This is a genomic window from Paraburkholderia flagellata (assembly GCF_021390645.1).
In the GTDB taxonomy this organism is placed as follows: domain Bacteria; phylum Pseudomonadota; class Gammaproteobacteria; order Burkholderiales; family Burkholderiaceae; genus Paraburkholderia; species Paraburkholderia flagellata.
In genome coordinates, this window is the sequence record NZ_JAJEJT010000002.1 from 553,245 (window position 1) to 573,666 (window position 20,422).

Sequence of the window (20,422 nt, forward strand, 5' to 3'; positions counted from 1 at the left end):
ATGTCGCGCACCTTCGCCTATGTCGGGTGTCGCACGACGCGCGAGCGCCACGCCGAAGGCACAGGAATCGGCGTGTATCAGGTGTATGCCTCGGGCGCCTGGCAGCATCGTCAGACGCTCGAGCCACTGACCAACCCGAGCTTTCTTGCACTCAACCGGGAGCGGAGCACGTTATACGCGGTTCACGGTGACGGCGAGACCGTTAGCGCGTTCCGGGTTGACCCGCAGACCAGCATGTTGACGCTGCTGAACAGCCAGACGGGCGCTGGACGCAACCCTGTGCATCTCGAGTTCTCGCGTGACGCCGCAAAGCTGGTCGTTGCGGGCTACGCGAGTGGCACCGCTACACCGTTTCCGCTGGCTGCGGACGGTTCCGTCGAGCCTCCTCAAGCGCCGTTGACATTCGACGGCGAGCGCGGACCGCATCGTGTGGAGCAGACTTCGTCTCACCCGCACCATATCGCACGCTACGTTACGCGCCGTTTCGACACGGACTGGCACATCGTGCCCGACAAGGGCCTCGATACGGTCTTCGCTGTGAACTGGTCGGCTGACGAAAAGCCCATCGTTAAGGCGGCTCGCGCGCGCGAAGGCGCCGGACCACGCCACGCTGCATTCCATCCAGAACTCCCGCTGGTCTACGTCGTCAACGAGCTCGATTCGACGGTGACGACCTGGTCGTTCGACCCAGTCAGTGGTCAGCTCGAAGCACTGAATACGGTGCCAACGATTCCACCAGACCATCACGAACAGTCGCGTGCGGCTGGAATCGTCATTGCACCCGATGGCCAGGCGCTTTATGTAACCAATCGGGGGCACGACACTGTGGCGACGTTCCAGCTTGAGCGGTCGAACGGTCGGCTGCGCGACGTTCGCTGGGTCCCCACACGCGGAAGCTTCCCGCGCTTCCTGTGTATCGGACCAGACGGGCAGACGCTTTACATCGCGAACGAGACCTCGCACAGCATCGAGCAATTCCGGCTCGACCCTGACAGCAGACAACCCATCGCTACTGGGCGCTCCATCAAAACGGGAAGCCCAGTGAGCATCGTATTCCGAACGATTGAGGACTGACAAATGGCACAGACTGGCATCAAGGCTACCTACATGCGCGGTGGCACGAGTAAGGGTGTGTTCTTCCGGGCGGACAGCCTGCCTTCAGACACACGGTTGCGCGACGCGATTCTGTTGCGCGTCATTGGTAGCCCGGACCCGTATGAGAAACAGACCGACGGGATGGGTGGCGCGACATCCAGCACGAGCAAGGTCGTCGTCATTGGTCCCTCGTCGCGGGCGGACTGTGACATCGACTATCTCTTCGGAGCAGTCTCAGTCAAGGAGCCGGTCATCGACTGGTCCGGTAACTGCGGGAATCTCACATCCGCAGTAGGCCCCTATGCCATCGCACAAGGCCTCGTTGCAGCGCCGGAGAACGGCATAGCCACCGTTCGAATCTGGCAGGCCAACATCAACGCGACAATCATTGCTCATGTACCGATGAAGGACGGTCAGGTAATGGAGGAAGGAGATTTTGAGCTCGACGGCGTGACTTTCCCCGCGGCAGAAATCAGGATTGAATTTCTCGACCCCGGAGGCTCCGAAGACGCAAAAGAGGGCGGCGGTGCGATGTTTCCGACGGGCCATCCCATCGACGAACTCGACGTGCCTGGCTACGGCACATTCGGGGCGACGCTCATCAATGCGGGCAACCCGGCTATCTTCGTCGATGCCGAAGCGCTTGGCCTCAAGGGGAACGAGATGCAGGCTCGCGTGAACGGCGACGCAGCACTCCTGGCGAAGTGCGAAGCGATTCGCGCACATGCTGCCGTTCGTATGGGTCTCGGTGCAACTCCCGAAGAAGTCACCGCTCAACGCCCTCACACGCCGAAGCTTGCATTCGTGTCGCTGCCCGAGGCTTACGTCGCTTCGAGTGGTAAGCAGGTTACGCCGGAAAGCGTTGACATCAACGCCCGCATCCTGTCGATGGGCAAGCTCCACCACGCAATGACCGGAACGGGCGCCGTCGCGCTGGCAGTGGCTGCCGCCATTCCGGATACCGTGGTCAACCGGCTGGTTGCCGGTAAGGCTTCTGGCCAGCTGCGCTTTGGCCATCCCTCCGGAACGATGGCCGTGGGAGCCGAGGCGGTGCAGCGAGATGGCGAATGGACTGTGACGAAAGCAATCATGAGTCGTAGCGCGCGTCGGTTGATGGACGGCGTGGTCTACGTACCTTCGGATGTAACGGCCGGTCTCTCCTGACCGCCCTTGGTCAGCGTTGGTCTCGCTGACCGACCCACCGCTTTCAGACGCAAAGAACGCTGGCCGTTGAGCCAGCGCGAGCCTCGTTCATGCTGGAGACAACTGAATGGAACACGCAAGCAAAGCCTCGTCAATCGCCGAAAGGACAGAACGCTTCCCTTTCTGGCCGTATGGCTGGTGGGCAATCGTTGAGCTGCGGATTGGCATCATCCCTCTGCCGGTATATGTGCTGCTTGTCGGACTTGTTGCTGCTTTCGTCGTGACGGGCAAGGTTCCGAGCGAGATTTCGATGGCCATCGCGGTACTGGTTGTGTGCGGCTTCACCTGTGCCGAGCTGGGCAAGCGTCTTCCCGTACTCAGGAAGATAGGCGCTGCCGCGATAGTGGCGACGTTTCTGCCGTCCTTTCTGGCGTTCTACCATCTTCTGCCTGGCAAGCTGCTCGACATGGTGACCACGTTCACGAACGTCAGCAACTTCATGTACCTGTTCATCGCCTCAATCATCGTTGGCAGTATCTTCAGCATGGACAGGCAGGTCCTCATACGTGGCTTCGCGAAGATTTTCCTGCCGCTTGCTACAGGTTCGATAGTTGCCGCCATCGTCGGCACAACAGTTGGCACGCTGCTCGGTCTCGGCACGCGCCATACGCTCCTTTATATTGTCATCCCTATCATGGCGGGAGGCGTGGGCGAGGGGGCGATTCCGTTGTCAGTCGGCTACGGCGAAATCATGAATGTCCCGCAGGGCCCCATCTTCGCGCAGGTGCTGCCTGCAGTGATGATTGGCAGCCTGTGTGCAATCCTCTTCTCAGGCGTTCTCAGCTGGCTGGGTGAGAAACGCCCGCATCTAACGGGCAACGGCATGCTGCAACCGTCTGTGCCCGAGCAACCTGGGCGCATGCACGATGACGAGATTCCATCGACACCGGACGTGAACACGGTCGCCGCTGCAGCCATCACCGCCATCTCGCTCTACCTTGTTGGTCTACTGTGTCATCGGCTGATGGGACTGCCGGCACCGGTCGCGATGCTCTTCGTCGCTGTCTTTATCAAGGTTGGTCGCTTTGTTTCGCCCAACCTTCAGGGTGGCGCCCGAATCGTCTATCAGTTCTTTTCCACCGCGGTGACCTACCCATTGCTGTTCGCAATCGGGACGACCATGACTCCGTGGGACCAGCTCATCGCAGCCATCAACCTGGCAAACGTAGCCACGATTGCCAGTACCGTCGCAGCGCTTATGGCGACGGGCTTTGTGGTGGGAAGGTGGCTGAATATGTATCCAGTCGACACTGCAATCGTTAATGCCTGTCACAGCGGACAAGGAGGCACTGGTGACGTTGCCATTCTCACCGCATGCAACCGGATGAGCCTCATGCCCTTTGCGCAGATTGCGACGCGCATCGGTGGCGCACTCACGGTGACCGGTACGCTACTCGTTGTCGCACACATCCACTGAGTTTTCGAGGAACGTCTATGTCGACACCTGAAGTATCCCCTGAAGCTCGCGAACAGCTTGCACCCAATGGAGTGCTGCGAGCAGCCATTAATTTCGGAAATCCTATCCTGGCGATACGCGATTCGTCGAGCGGAGCCCCGACCGGCGTCTCGGTCGACCTTGCAACGCAACTCGCTGCGTTGATCGACGTGCAGATACGGTTCGTTCTATACGATGCGGCTGGGGAAGTTGTCACAGGATGTGAGCGTGACGAGTGGGACGTGGCGTTTGTCGCTCGCGACCCAGTGCGCGGCAAAGGCATCGAGCAGACACGACCGTACATACTCATCGAGGGCGCCTATCTGGTCCCGCACCGTTCGCTTATCCAGTCGAACGCCGACATTGATGTGGCCGGCACACGAGTCGTAGTCGGCAAGGGCAGTGCATACGACCTATTTCTGACCCGTACTATTCAGCACGCGACCATTCTGCGCGCTCCGACTTCGCCCGAAGTAGTTGGCACTATGCTGAAGGAGCAATGCGAGGTCGCGGCAGGTGTACGACAGCAACTTGAGGCCGATGCGAAACGGCTGGCTGGCCTGCGCATGCTACCGGGGCGCTTCATGGTGATAGAGCAGGCCATGGGAACCCCGAAGGGGCGAACTGCCGCCGCAAATTTGCTCCAGGAGTTTGTCGCTTATGCCTTGAAAAATGGCCTCGTTGACGCGACAGTGGCGACGCACCGCATCACAGGCGTAACAGTTGCAACACTTGACACGCCCGCCTGACTGCGCCGAGCATTCAGTTCGAATTCGGGCTCGATGAGCCTTCCTTGGCAGGCTTCTGCGGCGCTGGACGATGTCTTTTAGGGGGGCGAATGGGTCATGACGACCCAAAGCGGATCGTTCCAGCCATAACGTTTTCAAACGCTACTAAGTCTGCCTCTGGAGCCTAAATCTGATGCGTATATCGCTGATCGGAACTGTCCACGCCGAAAGTGGATGCGCCAACGTGGCGGAATTGCGGACGATCCTTGAACGCCTTCAGCCGGACGTCATCTTTGCTGAAATTCCCACCGCCAATCTTGCTGACTATCGCGACGGCTCTCACGGCAATCTCGAGTCTGCTGCCGTTGCCCTCTATCGCGAGCGCCGTCCAGTCAACGTTGTACCCGTGGACTTGAACAAACCAAGCGACGAGTTCTTCAGTAAATCTGAGGAGATGTTCAAAAAGGTCGAAAGGACGAGCCCTGAATATCGCCATCTGATGGACCAGAACAGCCTCGACACGCGAGATCACGGTTTTCCATACCTCAACAGCGCTCGCTGCGCACAAGCATGGGCAGCCATCTACGACGAGGTGCGTGAAACCGTCGAATGGATCGGCGACGACGAATTGCGACAGATCTACGCTCTATGGAGCGTGACAAATGACCGTCGCGAGACGGCAATGCTAGAGAACATCAATGGCTATTGCATCCGCGGTGCACTCTCTCATGGAGTGCTTCTCCTTGGCGCCGCACACAGGAAAGCCATGGTGGAGAAGGTGCAGGAGCAACGTGGCGTCGGTGCATCAGGAGTCACATGGAAACTTGAAAGTTCTCTGGATTAGGGGGTGTGAGGAAATGTCCGTTTCTGGCCGATGTGACCGCCCAACGCGGTCGGCGCAAATCGACCCACAAGGGACGGTCGAGCCAATGCGAACGAGATGGCCGCTTCCTAATTGACAACAGTCGTGCGTCCCTCTCCGCTGGCTGCGGGATGCGGGCTCTGACGGCCGCTTAGAAGCGGGTCAGCATGCCGATGGCGCCCATCACCTGATTGCTCGTCGCCGAGAAACCGCCGGCGTTGTACATCGTTGCGACATTGTTGTGGCCGATCGCGCGCTGGTACATCGCTTCACCGTACACTTCCGTGCGCTTCGACAGCGAGTAGCGCGCGATCGCGTTGACCTGGTTCCATTTCGGATCGGAGCTGACGTTCGACTTGCTCACACCGTTCAGATGACCGTCCGTGAAAGTATCCATGAGGCCGAGGGACAGCGCCGGCGTGAGGGTGTACTTAACGTTCAGTTCATAGTTGTCGAAGTGAGTTGAGCCACTCACCGGGTTCAGACCGAACGCGGACGTGTTCTGGTACTGGCTGTGCGTATAGACGAAGTTGACCGCCGCCGGGCCGAACGTATAGCCGACGCCTGCACCGACTGTGCGCTGCACATCCGCCGTCAGGTTGCCGCCGCCTGCGGTCGACTTGAACTCGCTCGGGTCGGCGGCAACATTCTGATTTGCCGTTCCTGCCGGGGTACTCGCCGCCGCCGAGCCGTTGATCTGGAGGTAGGCCGCTGCGAATCGCAGCGGGCCGTTGTTGTAGCTCGCACCGGCGCTGTACGCACGGTCGACGGCGAAACTGGTGCTGTTGCTGAACGCGTACATGCCGCCGAACTTGAAGCCGGCGTAGTCGATGCTCGCGAACTTCACCGAGTTGCTGAAGCGCACGGTATGTTGCAGGTTGTCGTTGTCGTACACGTGCGCGAACCCCGAGTCGCCGAACGTGCCCGCCGTGCCCGACAGCGGCGAGACGAAGTCGACCAACGAGTCATACTGGCGGCCCATCGTCAAGGTGCCGTATTGGTCGCCGCTCACGCCGACATACGCTTGACGGCCGAACATACGGCCACCCTGACCAAGCGTGCCATTGTTGACGTTGAAACCGTTTTCAAGCACGAAGATAGCATGCAGACCACCGCCGAGGTCCTCGCTGCCGCGCAGGCCGAAGCGGCTGCCGCTGATATTGCCGCTTGCGAGTGCGACGCGCGCGCTACCGTGGCCGGGGGCGCCATTTTGAACGTTGTTCGTATAGGCGATGCCGGCGTCGATCAGACCGTAGAGAGTAACCGAGCTCTGTGCGTTTGCTGCGGACGCAGCAGACGCTGCGCAAACGGCAACGGCAATGGAGATCTTCTTCATGAGATAGCCCAATGGCGTGAAAGGAACTAGCGGCGTCAGTCTATAGTCGCGTCCGGGGCAGAAGCCAGATCGCCATTAAAAAATTGCTGCTCCGAGCGAGAGTTCATTTCATAAATTTGTCGCAATTGAGCTGTGATTTGCCTTTGGGCGCGTGTTAAAACGGGTGACGAACCAATTCGTTTCCGTCGCGAGTTGTTCCGCTGCAACAGCGATCGCTCGCCATGCGGGTGTCTCCTGAACGTTGCTCGCGATAGACTGCATCGGAGTGCTAATTTTTTGCGAGGTGGCGTCGCTTTCCACCGCCCGCAACGCTGCATGGAGCAACTGCTCGCGACAGGCTTGCGGTGAATTGATTGCAGAATTTAGGACCGACTCGATCGGCCGTCAGCAGTCTGTCCGGCGTTCGAGGCGTCTACTGCCTGACGTGATATTTTATGGCCGACCGCAAGCGGGCATCGCTGTGCACGAAGGGCCTCCAACTGCTCCGTGTCGTATCGACCACTGACCACGATTAGTCGAACGCCAGTGCCGATGCGCATGCACGCCTGTCCAATTTGACGTTAGCGCTCTCGCTGTTATTCTTGATGCGCAGGGAGCGGATGGCGCGCACCCAACCCGTACATCACGGCGAACGTTGTCCCATTTTCGTCAGAGGGTTTCGATGGCAAGGATCGGGATAGGCAGGCGTCCTGTCGGCGACATGGAGAAGGACTTCCTGGAGCTGCTGGCGTCCCGGTTGCCACTCGCGATTGCGAGCGAAAAGTTCGAGCGCCTATGGGATGAGGTGAATTCGGCCGCAGCGAGCGTGATTTCGTACCCGGAGGTCAACGGATATATCGCCCTGCTTAAACGCATGCAGGGTGCCTATGAATCGCAGTACAGAGGAAGTACACATATGAACGGGCTGCGAGCTACACCGCGGACCGGTTAATTCGTGGCTGCCGGGCGTCCATTGCGCCGCGCTCTCACTATGCCACCTCAATTCTGCGTCAGCAAAGTTAATGTTGCGACGCAGCACACTGGTGGGTAAACTCGAACCTCCAAACCAGCACTTCATGGGGGCAGCCATGTCCACGCTGCAGTGCTCAATGGACGGGAAGCCGGCCACACTTCACGTCTTCGCCCAGGATGACGCGTGGCATTGGGCTATCAGCGTCCCTCGTGAGCGCGGTTGCGGGTTTCAGGTAATCGCATACAACGAAAAAGGTTTCGCCTCGGAGAGTGACGCCATGTCAGACGGCACTCTGGCGCTGAACCGTATTGCCAACGTTTCTGTCGCGGAAGCGGGCGCAACAATCTGCGCTCACCCTCCTTCAGTCGACGGGGATCGCAGACGATACATGCGCGAGCGCCTGCGCCGCGCGATGGCGCGCCTCGCAGAATGCGACGAGGCGAACGCAGTCCAGGCCGCGCGCTGGGTTACTGCATGGAGTGCCTTGATTGGTGACCAACATTTCGATAAGACGTTGTGGAGACGACGCAGGAATACGAGTCCTTTCGATTGAAACGCGTACAGGAAACTTCCTTGCTCTGGCCCGTTTGGCAAGCATTGCTGGAGAGCGCCCGTTGCTGGCTGTCAGACCTACTTCCATTACTTGCGCAGCAAGGCAGCCGCCGCGCGCAGGCGACGGTCACGCTCCTTCCTGAACCATTTCAGGGTTCGTTCAGGTTCGGAGATGGCAGCAAGCAGCGAGGCGTTGTCGCGCAAAAGTTTCTCGCTCGCAACGACGTCATTCAAGGCACCGAATCGCTTCTGGATTTTCTTCAGGCGAATCAACGTTTTCCGATGTGGTCTCGACAGAACCGGGCCGAACAATTCCAGAAGATACCGGGCCTTCTTTCCGGCCTTTCTGACGTCGTGAAAAGCTGCGACGTCTGACCTTTTGGCCTTCGCCGCATGCCGCACGCGTTTGCGCAACTGCTTTTCGGATGCTGCGACGCGGCTGTCCGAGAAAGTCTGAAGTGGTTGCCGGTCCTGTCTCGCGACCAGCGATCCCGAGGTTTGTGAGAGTGCGTCAAGCAGCAGCGTCTTCAATTCAGGATTCGACAGTACCTCTCTGCCGACATCGAGCGCCTCCTGTCGAGCGCCGGAGAATTCGGGAGGAAGCACCTTTCCTTTTTTATGTTGAAGCTTGAGCAGCTCAATCAGGATGTCATAGTCGCGCGCCTTGCCAGCCGAGTCGGCGAGTGACCTGAAGAGGTCGCGCTGCCGTGTATTATCCCCGGCATCAAGCAAGGGTCGGTAGGACCACCACAAAGATCGCAGACGGCGCATGGTAATGCGTAGCTGATGAAGCCCTTCGGCGGAAGGGTCACTTGCGACGCCGTTCGCCTGTTCAATTGCTTTGTCGACAATTGGCGATGCAATGTCCGAAAATGCTGTCTCGGCGCATGGTTCGCGCTGTTTGCCTTGGTCCATGTCCCCGTTGCTCATTTGCCCTCCCGGACCGTGTCCGACGACCAGCATCGCGCGTCACGACGCCAGCATCGACATGATCAGCGGGCATCAGCTTCCCTCAATATAACGTGAACAAATACTGGTTTACCGACCGTTGACGGAATTGCGACGGTTGGCTACGGTGAAGTTTTCTTGCGACAAACTCCGGTATGAGCCCTCAAGATTACGAATCGCTGAATTCCGTAGAAGCCACGGTCGACGGGGCGAGGCACAACGGCACGTACCGGGTGATGACCGGTTCGGTCATCGTCTATTACGAAGGCGAGGTCAAATTCGCTTCGATTGGCATGGACCGGCCGGAACAGATCGCAAAGTGGCTCCTGACTGATCTCGTCCGGCGAGCCGAGTCGGGCAGGCGAAAGCGCCCACGCGATTGAGAACATCAGTGCGCCTGTATCGTTCGGCGGGGGGCGGCGGCATGCGAGCGGCAGATTACGATTGCGGAGCTGCCGTCTGGACGTCCGAATGATTGTCTCAGCGAGTCACGCTTAACGGCCGCGGTCTGCCAGATGTAGTCGTCCCTAGTCAACCCCCACCGGTCGTTCGTCACCATTGCGATGGCCGCTTGCGAGGGATTCTGTTGAAAAACTCCGTTCGTCTCGCCGCGTGTGCGGCGCTCGGGAAATCGCCCTCTCAGATCGACGTATAAACCGATCGTAACCACTCGCCAAGGGTAAGAGGACCCCTGAAAACCTCGCGCGAAGCGTAGCTGACGAGTTTTTCAACACTATCGAGGTACAACCGCCGCTCAGTCAGTCTCGAGTCGGAAAAACCAGGCGTGTATCGGCGTAGGCGTTGAGCGGATGCTCACGCGGTCGTTCACGCGCCATCCTGTAAGGGTTGCATGGGCGATGTTGTCGGACACAAGATGAACAAGTCCCATCGTCAATATAGTTGATATATCAACGTAAATCATGCCATCTGGCGTCTCAGGAAAGAGATTGATGCTGGCCCGGTATCGATGTCTGTTTGATTGCTTATCCATAAATGTGGCCGATTTCGTCCTACATTGCCGTCACAGAACGGTCATGCTGACGAAATGCATCGGCGGCACATACGGATGCGACACCCGCAAAAATGGTTGATATATCAATCAATTAAACGACTACTGATTCAATGGCGACCGACGGTCGCGCATCTCCTTGCAGCAGCCCTATAGACTTACAAACCGTAAGCTAAAGGAGTGCGATCAAGGAGGTCGTCATGAAATCAGCAGGGAACGAAGTCCCGGAGGCTGCGGGTGGACGGAGCTACCAAATCCGGCAGCCCAAGATTGCCATTTTCGGCGCGGGACTTGTCGGCGGGTCGGCGGCCCTTTTTTCAGCGGTGACCATCCCGAGCGCGGAGGTTGTCATCATCGATACCGCGCGGGAGCGGGCCGAAGGGCAGGTACTCGATCTTGCCCACGCAGCGGCATTCTGGGGGCACCATCGCTTTTTTGCGGGTGGTTGCGAGAGCGCGCGCGACGCGGACATCATCGTGATCACCGCCGGCGTCGGCGTCAAGGAAGGCCAGACTCGCCTTGATATCGCCAAAACGAATGCGGACATCGCGGCCCAGATTGCCAGCCGCACGAAAGAGATCGCCCCCAATGCGTTCTACGTCATCGCATCGAATCCCTGCGATGTGGTGGCCGGTGTCGTCCATGACATCGTGGGCGGCCCCCGGGAGCGCGTCATCAGCACCGGCACCTCACTGGACACCGCGCGCCTGCGCTCGCTGCTCTCTGAAGAGCTGGGCGTCGTGGCGTCAGCGGTTCACGCGTACGTCCTGGGCGAGCATGGTGAATCTGCACTGATCGACTGGTCTGGCGCAACCGTGATGGGTATGTCGGTCGACACGTTCCTGGCCCGCAGCGGCAAGGAACTGGATCACGACGCCGTACTGCGCTCGGTGCACAACGCCGCCCGGAACATCAAGAAGGGCAAGCCCGCCACGCACTACGGGATCGCAAGCGGCATCGGTCGGATCTGCCAGGCCATCGTGCACAACACGGATCTCGTTCTCTCCGTGGGCATCGTGCATCCGGACATCGAGGGTGTGCCCGACGTCTGCCTGTCGCTGCCCATGGTGATAAACGGCAGCGGGGCACGGTTGCTGGCTTATCCGGAGCTTGTGCCCGCCGAGCGCGAGGCCCTGCGGCGTAGCGCGCGCATCGTCAAGGACGCGACCGACAGCGTGCTATCCCACCGCCAGGAAAATCGCCTGGCCGCCTGAATCAACAGCAATTTTTTAACGAGGCCCATCATGGCTTCAAATCCCCCTAAAGTGTCGTCGCCCCTGTCCAGCACGACGAACCCAGCGTCGCTTTCAGTCTGGCTGGGAAAAGTCTGGAAGTTCGCCGTGCCGGTGGCCATTGGTCTCGTTCTGTGGTTCCTCCCGGTTCCTGCAGGCCTGGACCCGAAGGCGTGGCACATGTTCGCCGTGTTCGTCGCCACCATCGCCGGCATCATGACGGCACCACTGCCCATGTCGGCGATCGCCATTATTGGCGGTAGCGTGGGCGTGCTCGTCGGCGTCATTTCGTTTGACGATGTGACCAAGGCCACCGGTACCAACCTCGTGTGGCTGGTGATGCTTGCCTTCTTCATCTCCCGTGGCGTGATCAAGACGGGCCTCGGACGTCGCATCGCACTCCTGTTCATGCGTTTGATGGGCAAGCGCACCGTGGGTCTGGGCTATGGCCTCGTGTTGACCGAGCTCATCATCGCGCCCGCCATGCCGAGCATCACGGCGCGCGCGGGTGGTGTCCTGCTGCCGATTACCAAGGCGATTGCGGAGGTTCTGGGCAGCCATCCCGATACCCCGGAGTCCCGCGGCAAGGTGGGCAGCTATCTGATTCTCTGCGCGTTCCACGCGAACATCATCACGGCAAGCATGTTCATCACGGCGATGGCGGGCAACCCGCTCGCGGTCAAGCTTGCGGCGGACCAGGGCGCCAAGATCAGCTGGCTCGACTGGGCGATCGCGGCATCCGTGCCGGGTTTGTTGTGTCTGGCCATCATCCCCATCGCGCTGCTCTGGATTGCCAAGCCGCAGATCCGCAGCACGCCGGATGCGACCGCGCTGGCGCAGAGGGAACTGTCCGCCATGGGCCCGATCTCCTTCAAGGAAATCATCATGGCGGTGATCTTTGTCGGCCTGCTGGTCCTGTGGATCTTCGGCGAGAGTCTGGGCGTCAACGCGACGCTGGCAGCCGCGCTTGGGGTGTCGTTGCTGCTGGTGACCGATGTGCTGACGTGGCAGGACGCGCTCAACGAGAAGTCGGCGTGGGACACCATGATCTGGATCGGTCTGCTGATCATGCTGGCGTCCAAGCTCAACGAATACGGCATGGTTTCCTGGTTTGGCCACGAGTTTGGGCCCCATCTGCAGGGGATGCCGAAACTCGCCGTCTTTGTGCTGGTGGCGGCCATATACACGTACATCCACTACTTCTTCGCCAGCGCCACGGCGCACGTCAGCGCACTGTTACCACTTTGCCTGGCACTGCTGGTCGCCGCCGGCATTCCCCCGTTCGTCGCGGCGATCGCCCTTGGCAGTCTGAGCAGCGTCAACGGTGCGATGACCCAGTACGGCATTGGTTCCGCTCCGGTCATGTACGGTTCGGGCTACGTCTCACAGGGGCAATGGTGGAAGTCCGGCTTCCTGATGAGCCTGATCTACATGGCGATCTGGCTGGTCGTCGGCCCGCTCTGGTGGAAGTTGCTGGGTTATCTCTGAGCAGCACCAGAGATCCAATTCTCAGGCTGAAAGGGAAGCGGCGCTTCAAGGGACCTGTTCTCCGCGGAACTCTACGATCCGGCCGCGGGCACATGGTCACTGACTGGCAGCCTTCACCATGCGCGCAGTCAGCAAACTGCCACACGGCTCCCCGATGGGCGCGCACTGGCAGCGGGAGGAGTGGGTCCTGGCTAACTTGTAGACGTTGATGTCGCGCAGCGTGTGCTATGAAGGGGTCGAAGAGTGGACAGCAGGAAAGGGAAGCCGTCGGTCCGTCACGGACTGCTGGATGCGCCGTGGTGGCTTTCGGCGTTGCTGGCATTGGCGAGCTACGTCATCTTTAACGCGCCTCTACCGGCAGCTATGGCCTCGAATCCCGTCCTGCGCGGCGAGGTCACGACGAGTCTCTTTGCATGGGCTCCGGCAACGATGTTTGCCTTTCTTGGGCTGCTGGCCTATCTGCGTGCTCGGAAGCGTCAGGTGGCGCCCGATTCTGCGCCGGGCGCCGTATGGCCCTTGCGCAAGGAGCCTACTCTCCGTGTTGTCCGCACGAGCGTACCTGTCACAAGGCTCAATTCGGATACATCAGGCCAAATCGACGAAGCCAGCTCGGCGTCGCGTGCGAAGCCCACAGAATGGACCATCGATGCTATCAGACGACTCGAATGGAAACGATTTGAGATGCTGTGCGTCTGGTACTACGAGGCCATGGGTTTCACCGTCAAGAGGGTGCCGTATGGTGCAGATGGCGGCATCGACGCAACCCTATACAGGGATGGGCGGGAAGCGCCGATTGCGGTCGTCCAGTGCAAGGCATGGCGGACCCCTGTGAAGGTGGACCCAGTGAGGGCTCTTGGCGGGGTCATGCATTCGAAAAAGGTGAAGCATGGTGTCTTTTGGTCACTAGCAGGATTCATCGGCCAACCAGTTCGGGACTACGCCTCTCAGGCGGACATTCTATTGGTGGATGGCGCAGGCATCGTCGAACGTATTCGTGCCTTGGAAGCTGGCGAACAAGCAAAGCTGCTTGCGCTGGCGTTCGAAGGCGACTACCAGACGCCAACTTGTGTGGCCTGCGGGGTGAAGATGGTGGAACGACAGGGAAAGGGCGGATCGTTCTGGGGCTGTCGCAACTATCCCAAATGCAAAGTCACTATGGCACGTGCGGCGCAAGTTCTAGATGAGAGGCGGATTTAATTCAATCGAATGACTGTTTCCTGAGTGGGCCGGACAGTTGAATGTCCATGCGACAGTGCAAACGAATGACACTTCATGGCCGACCGCTGCCCCACGCCGTCGCCCGAAATCGACCCTGAGCTGACGTCCGGCTTCGCTTAACTGTGAGGACCGCTTTCCAGGGTCAAACGGTCTCACCGGGTAGGCTCTGCCTGGTCTTCTTCCACGAAGCGCAAGATGGCCTCCACAAGTGCCTCGCGGGGATACGCGTTCTCCGTGACGAAGAGCGCCCCGATCGTCGGGTGCGTCCGGGCAACGGGCACCGCCAGCGCCCAGTGATCCGCATTCACGTAGGCGAGCAGCGTGCTGCCCGGCACAACCTGATCATAGAAAATGACCTGGCTGTCATTTCGCGAGTCGACGCGCGAGAGCTTGTTGTAGCTCGATTTCAGGATCGACGAGATGCGTTCGGGCTGCGGGAACGTTACGAGCGAGTAAAACCTCAATTCGCCCGGAAGCGGGTGCTGCGCAAGCCATGCCCTACGGACTCCCGGTCTCAGACTTTGCACGCCTCCGCCATCGCCTGACGTGCAGGTCGCGCCCGGAAAGTATTGCAGCAGGTCGGCCTGATACTGCTCGGCGTCGTTGGCAAGCGGCGAACCGCCAATCGCGCCCGCTGCACTCACCACCGCCGCCACGCGGCTTCGGATTTCCGGATAGGCGACCACCGCTTCGAGCATGTCGGGCGCACCCTTCGAATAGCCGATCAGGACGATGCGCGGCGCACCCTCTGGCGCGGGCATGGCCATGATCGCGTCGCGAATCTGGCGTGCGTTATTGGCGGAGCTCGACAGCGCATCGACGTCGATTAGCGTTGCGTCGAAGCCGAACTGGCGCAGGTGCCTCACGACGGTATCGGGCGGATTCAGCCACGGCTTGAAGCAGTCGTAGCCGATTCCCGGCACGACCGCCGCGATGAGGTGCTGTTGCGATTGACCCAGTTCGATGGGCTTGCCGGTGCCGGCGGGCTCGGTGCCCACTCGGGTCAGTGCGTCCTCGCAGGGCCGGTAGTCAGGTAGGTCCGGACCGCGCGCTGCAAGCACCGCACAATAGATTTCCCGGAAGCGCCCCCGCTTGTCGACGACCCCGGCCTGGGATGCGGGCATGAGAATCATAGGCGGTGTATCCGCCGAGTACGGGATAAGCGGCTTGGTAGCGCACGCGCCGAACAGGAGACTCAACGTGATCGTCGCCAGCACGACGCAGATCCGACGCCACGCATTGATTGCGGCATACTGCGTTCCTGATAACACGAGCGATGGTCTCCCGTTCGGGTCATTGTCGAGCATCGCCGGTTGCTCCAGGTTGACGGGTATCCGGCTCGTCGAGATAGGGCACCCAGTCGAGAAACTCCACATCCGACAGGCTGCGCGGCCGGGTCGCGAAGAACGCGACCGCGCGCAATCCGTCCGTGTGGTAGGTCGCGCCATCGAGCGTCGTACGGGGATGGGACGGCGATGCCACGCCGACACCGTTCACGTATCCGAGCTTGTCAAGACCACCCGAGTACATCAGGTCCTGGGTGAGAAAGTTGCGTGCCTCGTCAACGTTCTCGTGCAGGGTGAGGTGCGTTTCGCCGCGTGGCGCAAAGCGCCCGCCGACAGGCCGGCCGACCTGCGCGACGTAGACCAGTTGCCCCTGGAAGCGGATCGGGGCGAGCCATCCCCGTATCCAGATCGCAGGCGCGCCAGCCTGTGCCTGCTTGCGCATGACGAAGTCCGGTTCCCGCCCGAAGACCCGCTGCGCGAGGTCGGACTCGCGCGCGTCACGCCGATAGTCGCGCCTCACCAGCGCCGACCCAATGTCGGTGAGCTGGCCGATCCCGACGGCGTTCAAGGGATCGGCCTGAACCGTCCCGCTCGCGTCGGTGGCGCAGCATGGCAACCGTTCGAGTGCAGCGCGCAGCGACGCGAGGTCCTCGTAGTCGGTGACTGCGGTTTCGGGAAACGGGAAAGGAATCGCCGCAAGACGCGGATCGATCGTGCCGCCGGGCACCTGCAGAAAGAGCGAGAAGGGGATCAGCGTCTGGTTTCCTAGCAGATCGACATTGACGAGCTTGATGCCCTGATCGGGGTTGGTGAACAGGATGCCCGACCGTGTCGCGCCCGGCGGGATCGGGTTGCTGAATCCGAGGTCGCGGAAATAATCGTCCATGCGCGTATTCGCTGCACCGCCAAACAGCGTATGCATGGACCACGCGACTTCGTGAGGCGAAAAGTAGTCCGGATCGGTACCCGAGCGCAACAGCCACAGCGCCTGCGATGTCCCGTTCTGCACTTCGAGCCATAACGGCTGGACTCCCGTCCTGTTGACGTCGGCGCCATATATCCGCTCGCTGTCTTCGTTGCCGAGCACAGTTGCACTCACGCGCACGTTGTGACTGGTGGCACTGACCTCACGCTGACGCAGCGGCCCATCGTCGACCTCAGGCGGGGCGTGCCATGTCGCACAGCCGGCCAGCGCAAGCGCGAGGCATAGCGCGCGCCCAGCATGTGCCAGTGCACGAAGCGAGGTCTGCGAAATGCTCACGGCTTCGCTCCAGGCGTCACGTGCATGACCCTGTGCGGCGTGATCCACGGGAAGACCTCGATGTCCGCGAGCGATCTCGGCGTGCGGTCGAAGACCAGCACGACACGATAGCCATCGGTGTAATACGGATCCGTCGTCAGGTTCTTGCGTGGTGCGCTTTCCAGCGCGGCACCCACTCCCGTCACGAGACCCATCTCCATGAGATTCTGCGAATACGTCATGTCCTCGGTCAGCGCGGTGCGTGCCTCATCCACGTCCGGGTCGATTTTGTGTGTGGTGAACGTTGAAGAGTGCCAGGTCAGACGAATACCGATATCGCGGCTGATCTGTCCTACCCAGACAAGTTTGTCGTGGTAGCGCATGTTGCTGAGCCACAGGCGCAAATGGTTGCGCTGGTGAATGTCGCCTCGCGCCTTTTGCAAGGCGAGGTCCTGTGCGCGCCCGAAGAGGTAAAGGTCGCTCACGGGTGCGTTGACATACGGTTCGCCGGACAGTGCGGCGCTGATCATCCGCCTGATCGCGCCGGACCATTTCTGCTCCGTGAGGCTCCAGCCCCGCCGGACGAGTGCGGGAAGGGCGTCGTCGCGGCTGCCGACGATCACCAGGTTGAGCGGGTCGCCATTCTCCGAGCCGTCCTCGTTTGTCGCGCAGCACGGCAGGGCTTCGAGCGCTGCGCGGAAATTCGCGTCATCCGTGTAGTTCACGGTGGGCTCTTGCGGATCGGTGATGCGTTTGAATAGCTGGCTGCGCTTGTAGTCGCCCTCAAATCCGGGTACGGCTACGAAAACGGAAAACGTCCGGGCGCGCTCCTTTGCGACGAGGTCAATCTGTACGAGCTTCGCACCTTCGTTAAGGTTGGTCAGGACAAATCCTGCGACTTTCTCCCCTGGACGGACGGGGTTATGAAAGGCGAGATCGCGGAAGCGGCGGTCGAGGTCGGCCCGCTGGTCGTGCGAAGCAGTGCCGGCAAACGCCTCGGCCGCCTCCGACGCAGGAAAGAAGTTCGGATCCATGCCGGGCGACAGGAGAAAGTAGTTGCGGTCCTCGTGGTTTTCGACCTCGATCCAGACGGGCTGGATTTGCCTGTCGGCAAGCGGGACGCCGTACACCGCTGCGCTTTCCTCTGGTGACAGCACGGCTGTCGAGACCTCGATGCCGCCCTCGGTACGTGTCTCGGCGCGATTTCGATATCCAGGTACGGAAACCGTTGACGGGATTGCGGTACAGGCCGCCAGTACAGAGCCGACGAAGATGACAGCCAGCATCTGCATCACGATGCGGTTCATCAAGACACCTCTTCGCCGGGATTCCGGGCGGGCAGTCGTGTCTATGGGACGATCGCGCGCCTCCTGTTGCGCAAGGCAAACAGGCTGTTCGGAGCGCGCGCACATAAATGGGCGCAATGTACTGCCCAGTTTAGTTGATTGGGGCCGCACCAGCCATGTTTGCCCTGACGTCGGGCGAGCATCAATCGGAAAATGAAGCGCCAGTCACCTGCGGACCATGAAAGTCCGAAACTTGTTGCGGAGCAGCCGCTTGAAGGTCCGCGTGGCGGCGATGGCGAATGACCCTTCATGGCCGAACTCGGAAGTAGGGGAGGCGACCATCCTCGTCTCAGAGGCGTCGCGACCTTGAACTTCCGTAGACGCCCCCTCTCCGACCATTGGTTCAATCTCGACGCGAAGGGCAGCTTTCGAGGATCAACGATCATGCTTTACTGCCAGTCAGTCGGCAAATTCTTGACCATTAAGCGCGAGTGCCTAGTTAGGCCGCGGCGGCGGAAAGCGTCCGCGGAGAACCAGTACGGTGTCCTTCCAGCCGTCGTCGACCAGCCCCGCGGCGACGGTACGGTGCGCGGAAGCGAAGCCCGGCAGGGATATGGGTCGGCCAGCGTCACGCGACCGGACATCGCTCCTGAGTCAAACGTCAGGCATTGCCACGGCGGGAAAGTCAGACCCTGACCGCGGGTGGCAGCACGACTGCGTCATTGCGGCAGCGGTACGCACGCGCATTGCTGCATGCGCGTGCCACACCGTTCGTTTCAGCCGCTTACCGCTTCGACTGTGCCTCCTCTGCGGGCAGACGTTCCCGCAGCGTATCGGATGAAGCGACCTGACGCTCGTTGTTCGATTGCATGCCCTTCATCATGAACATCATCGACAGCGGACACAGCAGGAACAGCAGGTACGGGCCCGCGCTTACCACGAGTGCCCGGAACTGGGGCAGTGCAACATAGGCAAGCGCCAGGGCTGCGAGGAGAACGGCGCCCGCCGTGAGCATCGTTTTCGTGCATTTCATGGTGTTACTCCTTGAGTTCAGATTCGATTCCACTACGATCCGATGAAGGATCGGGTCGTCACTTCGAAGGCGGCGTCTGGATCCTGTCGGCATACCTGAGCATGATGTCGCCCATTGCCTTCATCATTTCGCCGTGCATCTGCATGGCGAGCTTTTCGTTTCCAGGGGGCAGTTGCCCCATCATCGGGCAGTCTTTCATCATTGCGCCGCCCATCATGTGCCCCTCCATCATCTGGCCGTGCATCATCGACGGATCGTGCATGCCGGATTGTGGTGTGCCGGTTGGTGTGTGCGACTCGGCGGCAACGCTCCATCCACTGCTTCCGATAAGCACGAGTGCGAGCAAAGGGACGGCAAGGCGTCTGGTATTCATGTGAAGTCCTTCTGTCAAATTTGAAGTGCTGGAACGCGGGCCGACGGTCAATTGATGACGACACCGCGGCCCATTGCGACCGTTTTCCGATAGCCGGATTCGAACCTTCGACCGAAACGGCGTCAGTCGGCACTAGCCCCCGCGGGCGAGCCGCGACTGACCGCTGACGCGATCTTCAGACGGGGGGCCGGCCAGGAGAGCTACAGCACCTGTGGCGGGCGCAGCGGGAGATGGGGAATGAACTGGGAGACGCGCGTGGAATCACGCGGCGTATGAACAGACGAAGACGATGCTACGGCGCGCACGAGGATCTCCGCGGGAGCCACGAAGACGCTGCAGGAAAGCATGCCGCTACTGCCATGGCAGGCAGTCTGATGGTGTGTCGATGACTCGTCCGCGGCATGCATATGAGCAATGAGGGTCGCCGCGGGCTGCCCCGTCATTTGCGAAGCCGTGATCGGAGGTGACACGTGAGAGCAAAGCGGCGCCTGCGCGGCGAAACCTGCCAGAGGCAGCCACGCGATCAGAAAATACAGCACCAGTTTGACAGCCCATTTCACGATCCTGCTCTCCCGTTTCGTGTCTATGCCCATGTTTCACCGAGTTTGCTCAGCCGCCCGGTCCCGATGCAGACTTCTCCAGCAGACTCAACTCGCGACGCGCGAGCTTCCGCCCGTCACCCCGGCTCAGTTCTTCGAGAATGGGGCAAGACGGCCGCTGATCGCCTGCGCAATGCCGCGCGAGATGCGCGAGTGCGTCCCGCATCTCGACAAGCTCCGCGATCCGCGTCTCGAGCTCGGCGACATGTTGCCTGGCAATCGCCTTCACCTCAGCGCTCGCGCGACGCTGATCCTTCCAGAGCGTCAGCAACTGACGGATCTGCTCGATGGCAAAACCCAGCGTGCGCGCCTGGCGGATGAAGCGCAATACGTGAACGTCATCCGTTCCATACGTCCGGTATCCGCTCTCGGTCCGACCGGCAGCCTGTATCAGTTCGATACTCTCGTAATAGCGGATCATTTTGGCGGACACGCCGGAGGCGCTCGCCGCTCGGCCTATGTTCATGGCACACCTTGCAAAGGTCGCGCAGCTTAGGCGGCCGCGTTGATTGCAGCCCGTCCTGTCTGTCGGGGCGCTGGGCGACAC

Annotated in this window: 20 protein-coding genes; 11 read left to right on the forward strand and 9 right to left on the reverse strand. The window is 60.4% G+C overall.

Features of this window, described 5'->3' with window-relative positions; genetic code table 11:
• From L0U83_RS16895 to L0U83_RS16915, 5 genes are all read left to right on the forward strand, one after another.
• Nucleotides 1-1,074 carry a lactonase family protein gene (locus L0U83_RS16895; RefSeq protein ID WP_233884845.1) on the forward strand — a complete coding sequence of 358 codons (1,074 nt, stop codon included), beginning with the start codon at nt 1-3 and terminating at the stop codon, nt 1,072-1,074.
• A 3-nt stretch (nt 1,075-1,077) separates the two neighbouring features.
• A complete protein-coding gene (gene prpF, locus L0U83_RS16900; protein ID WP_233884848.1) occupies nt 1,078-2,259 on the forward strand; it encodes a 2-methylaconitate cis-trans isomerase PrpF in 1,182 nt (393 codons plus the stop codon).
• A gap of 106 nt (nt 2,260-2,365) precedes the next feature.
• Nucleotides 2,366-3,715, forward strand: a complete 1,350-nt coding sequence (locus L0U83_RS16905; RefSeq protein ID WP_233884850.1) for a 2-hydroxycarboxylate transporter family protein — start codon at nt 2,366-2,368, stop codon at nt 3,713-3,715.
• 17 nt (nt 3,716-3,732) lie between these two features.
• Nucleotides 3,733-4,482 (forward strand): ABC transporter substrate-binding protein, encoded by a 750-nt coding sequence (locus tag L0U83_RS16910; RefSeq protein ID WP_233884852.1) that lies wholly within the window; start codon nt 3,733-3,735, stop codon nt 4,480-4,482.
• Between the two features lie 172 nt (nt 4,483-4,654).
• Complete coding sequence (locus tag L0U83_RS16915; protein WP_233884854.1) at nt 4,655-5,305, forward strand: hypothetical protein; 651 nt, start codon at nt 4,655-4,657, stop codon at nt 5,303-5,305.
• 169 nt (nt 5,306-5,474) lie between these two features.
• Here L0U83_RS16915 and L0U83_RS16920 read toward each other — a convergent pair whose 3' ends face one another.
• The gene (locus L0U83_RS16920) at nt 5,475-6,659 is read right to left on the reverse strand and encodes a porin (protein ID WP_233884855.1); all 1,185 of its coding nucleotides are present in this window, start codon (nt 6,657-6,659) and stop codon (nt 5,475-5,477) included.
• Nucleotides 6,660-7,359: 700 nt separating this feature from the next.
• Between L0U83_RS16920 and L0U83_RS16925 the strand changes: the two genes are divergently transcribed.
• The gene (locus L0U83_RS16925; RefSeq protein WP_233884857.1) at nt 7,360-7,590 is read left to right on the forward strand and encodes a hypothetical protein; all 231 of its coding nucleotides are present in this window, start codon (nt 7,360-7,362) and stop codon (nt 7,588-7,590) included.
• Nucleotides 7,591-7,726: 136 nt separating this feature from the next.
• Nucleotides 7,727-8,164, forward strand: a complete 438-nt coding sequence (locus tag L0U83_RS16930) for a hypothetical protein (protein ID WP_233884858.1) — start codon at nt 7,727-7,729, stop codon at nt 8,162-8,164.
• Nucleotides 8,165-8,250: 86 nt separating this feature from the next.
• On the opposite strand, the gene L0U83_RS16935 is transcribed toward L0U83_RS16930, so the two are convergent.
• The gene (locus L0U83_RS16935) at nt 8,251-9,093 is read right to left on the reverse strand and encodes a CHAD domain-containing protein (RefSeq protein WP_233884859.1); all 843 of its coding nucleotides are present in this window, start codon (nt 9,091-9,093) and stop codon (nt 8,251-8,253) included.
• Between the two features lie 173 nt (nt 9,094-9,266).
• On the opposite strand from L0U83_RS16935, the gene L0U83_RS16940 reads away from it, so the two are divergent.
• From L0U83_RS16940 to L0U83_RS16955, 4 genes are all read left to right on the forward strand, one after another.
• The gene (locus tag L0U83_RS16940; RefSeq protein WP_233884860.1) at nt 9,267-9,494 is read left to right on the forward strand and encodes a hypothetical protein; all 228 of its coding nucleotides are present in this window, start codon (nt 9,267-9,269) and stop codon (nt 9,492-9,494) included.
• An 880-nt stretch (nt 9,495-10,374) separates the two neighbouring features.
• Nucleotides 10,375-11,334 carry a lactate/malate family dehydrogenase gene (locus L0U83_RS16945; protein ID WP_308445060.1) on the forward strand — a complete coding sequence of 320 codons (960 nt, stop codon included), beginning with the start codon at nt 10,375-10,377 and terminating at the stop codon, nt 11,332-11,334.
• Between the two features lie 30 nt (nt 11,335-11,364).
• Nucleotides 11,365-12,840, forward strand: coding sequence for a DASS family sodium-coupled anion symporter (locus L0U83_RS16950; RefSeq protein WP_233884862.1), 1,476 nt, complete (start codon nt 11,365-11,367; stop codon nt 12,838-12,840).
• 243 nt (nt 12,841-13,083) lie between these two features.
• Nucleotides 13,084-14,037: a restriction endonuclease gene (locus L0U83_RS16955; protein ID WP_233884863.1), complete on the forward strand. Its 954-nt coding sequence runs from the start codon at nt 13,084-13,086 to the stop codon at nt 14,035-14,037.
• A gap of 173 nt (nt 14,038-14,210) precedes the next feature.
• Here the strand turns inward: L0U83_RS16955 and L0U83_RS16960 are convergent, their stop codons facing one another.
• The 7 genes from L0U83_RS16960 to cueR all read right to left on the reverse strand — a co-directional run bounded on the left by L0U83_RS16960 (nt 14,211) and on the right by cueR (nt 20,341).
• The gene (locus L0U83_RS16960; protein WP_233884864.1) at nt 14,211-15,191 is read right to left on the reverse strand and encodes a lipase family protein; all 981 of its coding nucleotides are present in this window, start codon (nt 15,189-15,191) and stop codon (nt 14,211-14,213) included.
• Between the two features lie 160 nt (nt 15,192-15,351).
• Entirely contained in the window at nt 15,352-16,605 is a 1,254-nt protein-coding gene (locus L0U83_RS16965; protein WP_233884865.1) for an LssY C-terminal domain-containing protein, read from the reverse strand.
• Entirely contained in the window at nt 16,602-17,891 is a 1,290-nt protein-coding gene (locus tag L0U83_RS16970; RefSeq protein ID WP_233884867.1) for an LssY C-terminal domain-containing protein, read from the reverse strand. The genes L0U83_RS16965 and L0U83_RS16970 overlap by 4 nt, the downstream gene beginning before the upstream one ends.
• Before the next feature lie 763 nt (nt 17,892-18,654).
• Nucleotides 18,655-18,903 carry a DUF2933 domain-containing protein gene (locus L0U83_RS16975; protein WP_233884868.1) on the reverse strand — a complete coding sequence of 83 codons (249 nt, stop codon included), beginning with the start codon at nt 18,901-18,903 and terminating at the stop codon, nt 18,655-18,657.
• A 58-nt stretch (nt 18,904-18,961) separates the two neighbouring features.
• On the reverse strand, nt 18,962-19,276 hold the full coding sequence (locus tag L0U83_RS16980; protein WP_233884869.1) for a hypothetical protein: 315 nt from the start codon (nt 19,274-19,276) through the stop codon (nt 18,962-18,964).
• A gap of 200 nt (nt 19,277-19,476) precedes the next feature.
• Complete coding sequence (locus tag L0U83_RS16985; protein ID WP_233884870.1) at nt 19,477-19,836, reverse strand: hypothetical protein; 360 nt, start codon at nt 19,834-19,836, stop codon at nt 19,477-19,479.
• A 49-nt stretch (nt 19,837-19,885) separates the two neighbouring features.
• Nucleotides 19,886-20,341, reverse strand: coding sequence for a Cu(I)-responsive transcriptional regulator (gene cueR / locus L0U83_RS16990; RefSeq protein WP_233886544.1), 456 nt, complete (start codon nt 20,339-20,341; stop codon nt 19,886-19,888).
• Nucleotides 20,342-20,422: the final 81 nt, after the last annotated feature.

Bases quoted from the DNA above. Each gene is read 5' to 3' on its own strand.
- L0U83_RS16950 (WP_233884862.1), top strand. From the start codon at position 11,365: ATGGCTTCAAATCCCCCTAAAGTGTCGTCGCCCCTGTCCAGCACGACG.
- L0U83_RS16930 (WP_233884858.1), top strand. From the start codon at position 7,727: ATGTCCACGCTGCAGTGCTCAATGGACGGGAAGCCGGCCACACTTCAC.
- L0U83_RS16920 (WP_233884855.1), bottom strand. From the start codon at position 6,659: ATGAAGAAGATCTCCATTGCCGTTGCCGTTTGCGCAGCGTCTGCTGCG.
- L0U83_RS16975 (WP_233884868.1), bottom strand. From the start codon at position 18,903: ATGAAATGCACGAAAACGATGCTCACGGCGGGCGCCGTTCTCCTCGCA.
- cueR (WP_233886544.1), bottom strand. From the start codon at position 20,341: ATGAACATAGGCCGAGCGGCGAGCGCCTCCGGCGTGTCCGCCAAAATG.
- L0U83_RS16910 (WP_233884852.1), top strand. From the start codon at position 3,733: ATGTCGACACCTGAAGTATCCCCTGAAGCTCGCGAACAGCTTGCACCC.
- L0U83_RS16940 (WP_233884860.1), top strand. From the start codon at position 9,267: ATGAGCCCTCAAGATTACGAATCGCTGAATTCCGTAGAAGCCACGGTC.
- L0U83_RS16935 (WP_233884859.1), bottom strand. From the start codon at position 9,093: ATGAGCAACGGGGACATGGACCAAGGCAAACAGCGCGAACCATGCGCC.
- L0U83_RS16980 (WP_233884869.1), bottom strand. From the start codon at position 19,276: ATGAATACCAGACGCCTTGCCGTCCCTTTGCTCGCACTCGTGCTTATC.
- L0U83_RS16895 (WP_233884845.1), top strand. From the start codon at position 1: ATGTCGCGCACCTTCGCCTATGTCGGGTGTCGCACGACGCGCGAGCGC.
- L0U83_RS16915 (WP_233884854.1), top strand. From the start codon at position 4,655: ATGCGTATATCGCTGATCGGAACTGTCCACGCCGAAAGTGGATGCGCC.
- L0U83_RS16970 (WP_233884867.1), bottom strand. From the start codon at position 17,891: ATGAACCGCATCGTGATGCAGATGCTGGCTGTCATCTTCGTCGGCTCT.
- prpF (WP_233884848.1), top strand. From the start codon at position 1,078: ATGGCACAGACTGGCATCAAGGCTACCTACATGCGCGGTGGCACGAGT.
- L0U83_RS16960 (WP_233884864.1), bottom strand. From the start codon at position 15,191: ATGATTCTCATGCCCGCATCCCAGGCCGGGGTCGTCGACAAGCGGGGG.
- L0U83_RS16925 (WP_233884857.1), top strand. From the start codon at position 7,360: ATGGAGAAGGACTTCCTGGAGCTGCTGGCGTCCCGGTTGCCACTCGCG.
- L0U83_RS16905 (WP_233884850.1), top strand. From the start codon at position 2,366: ATGGAACACGCAAGCAAAGCCTCGTCAATCGCCGAAAGGACAGAACGC.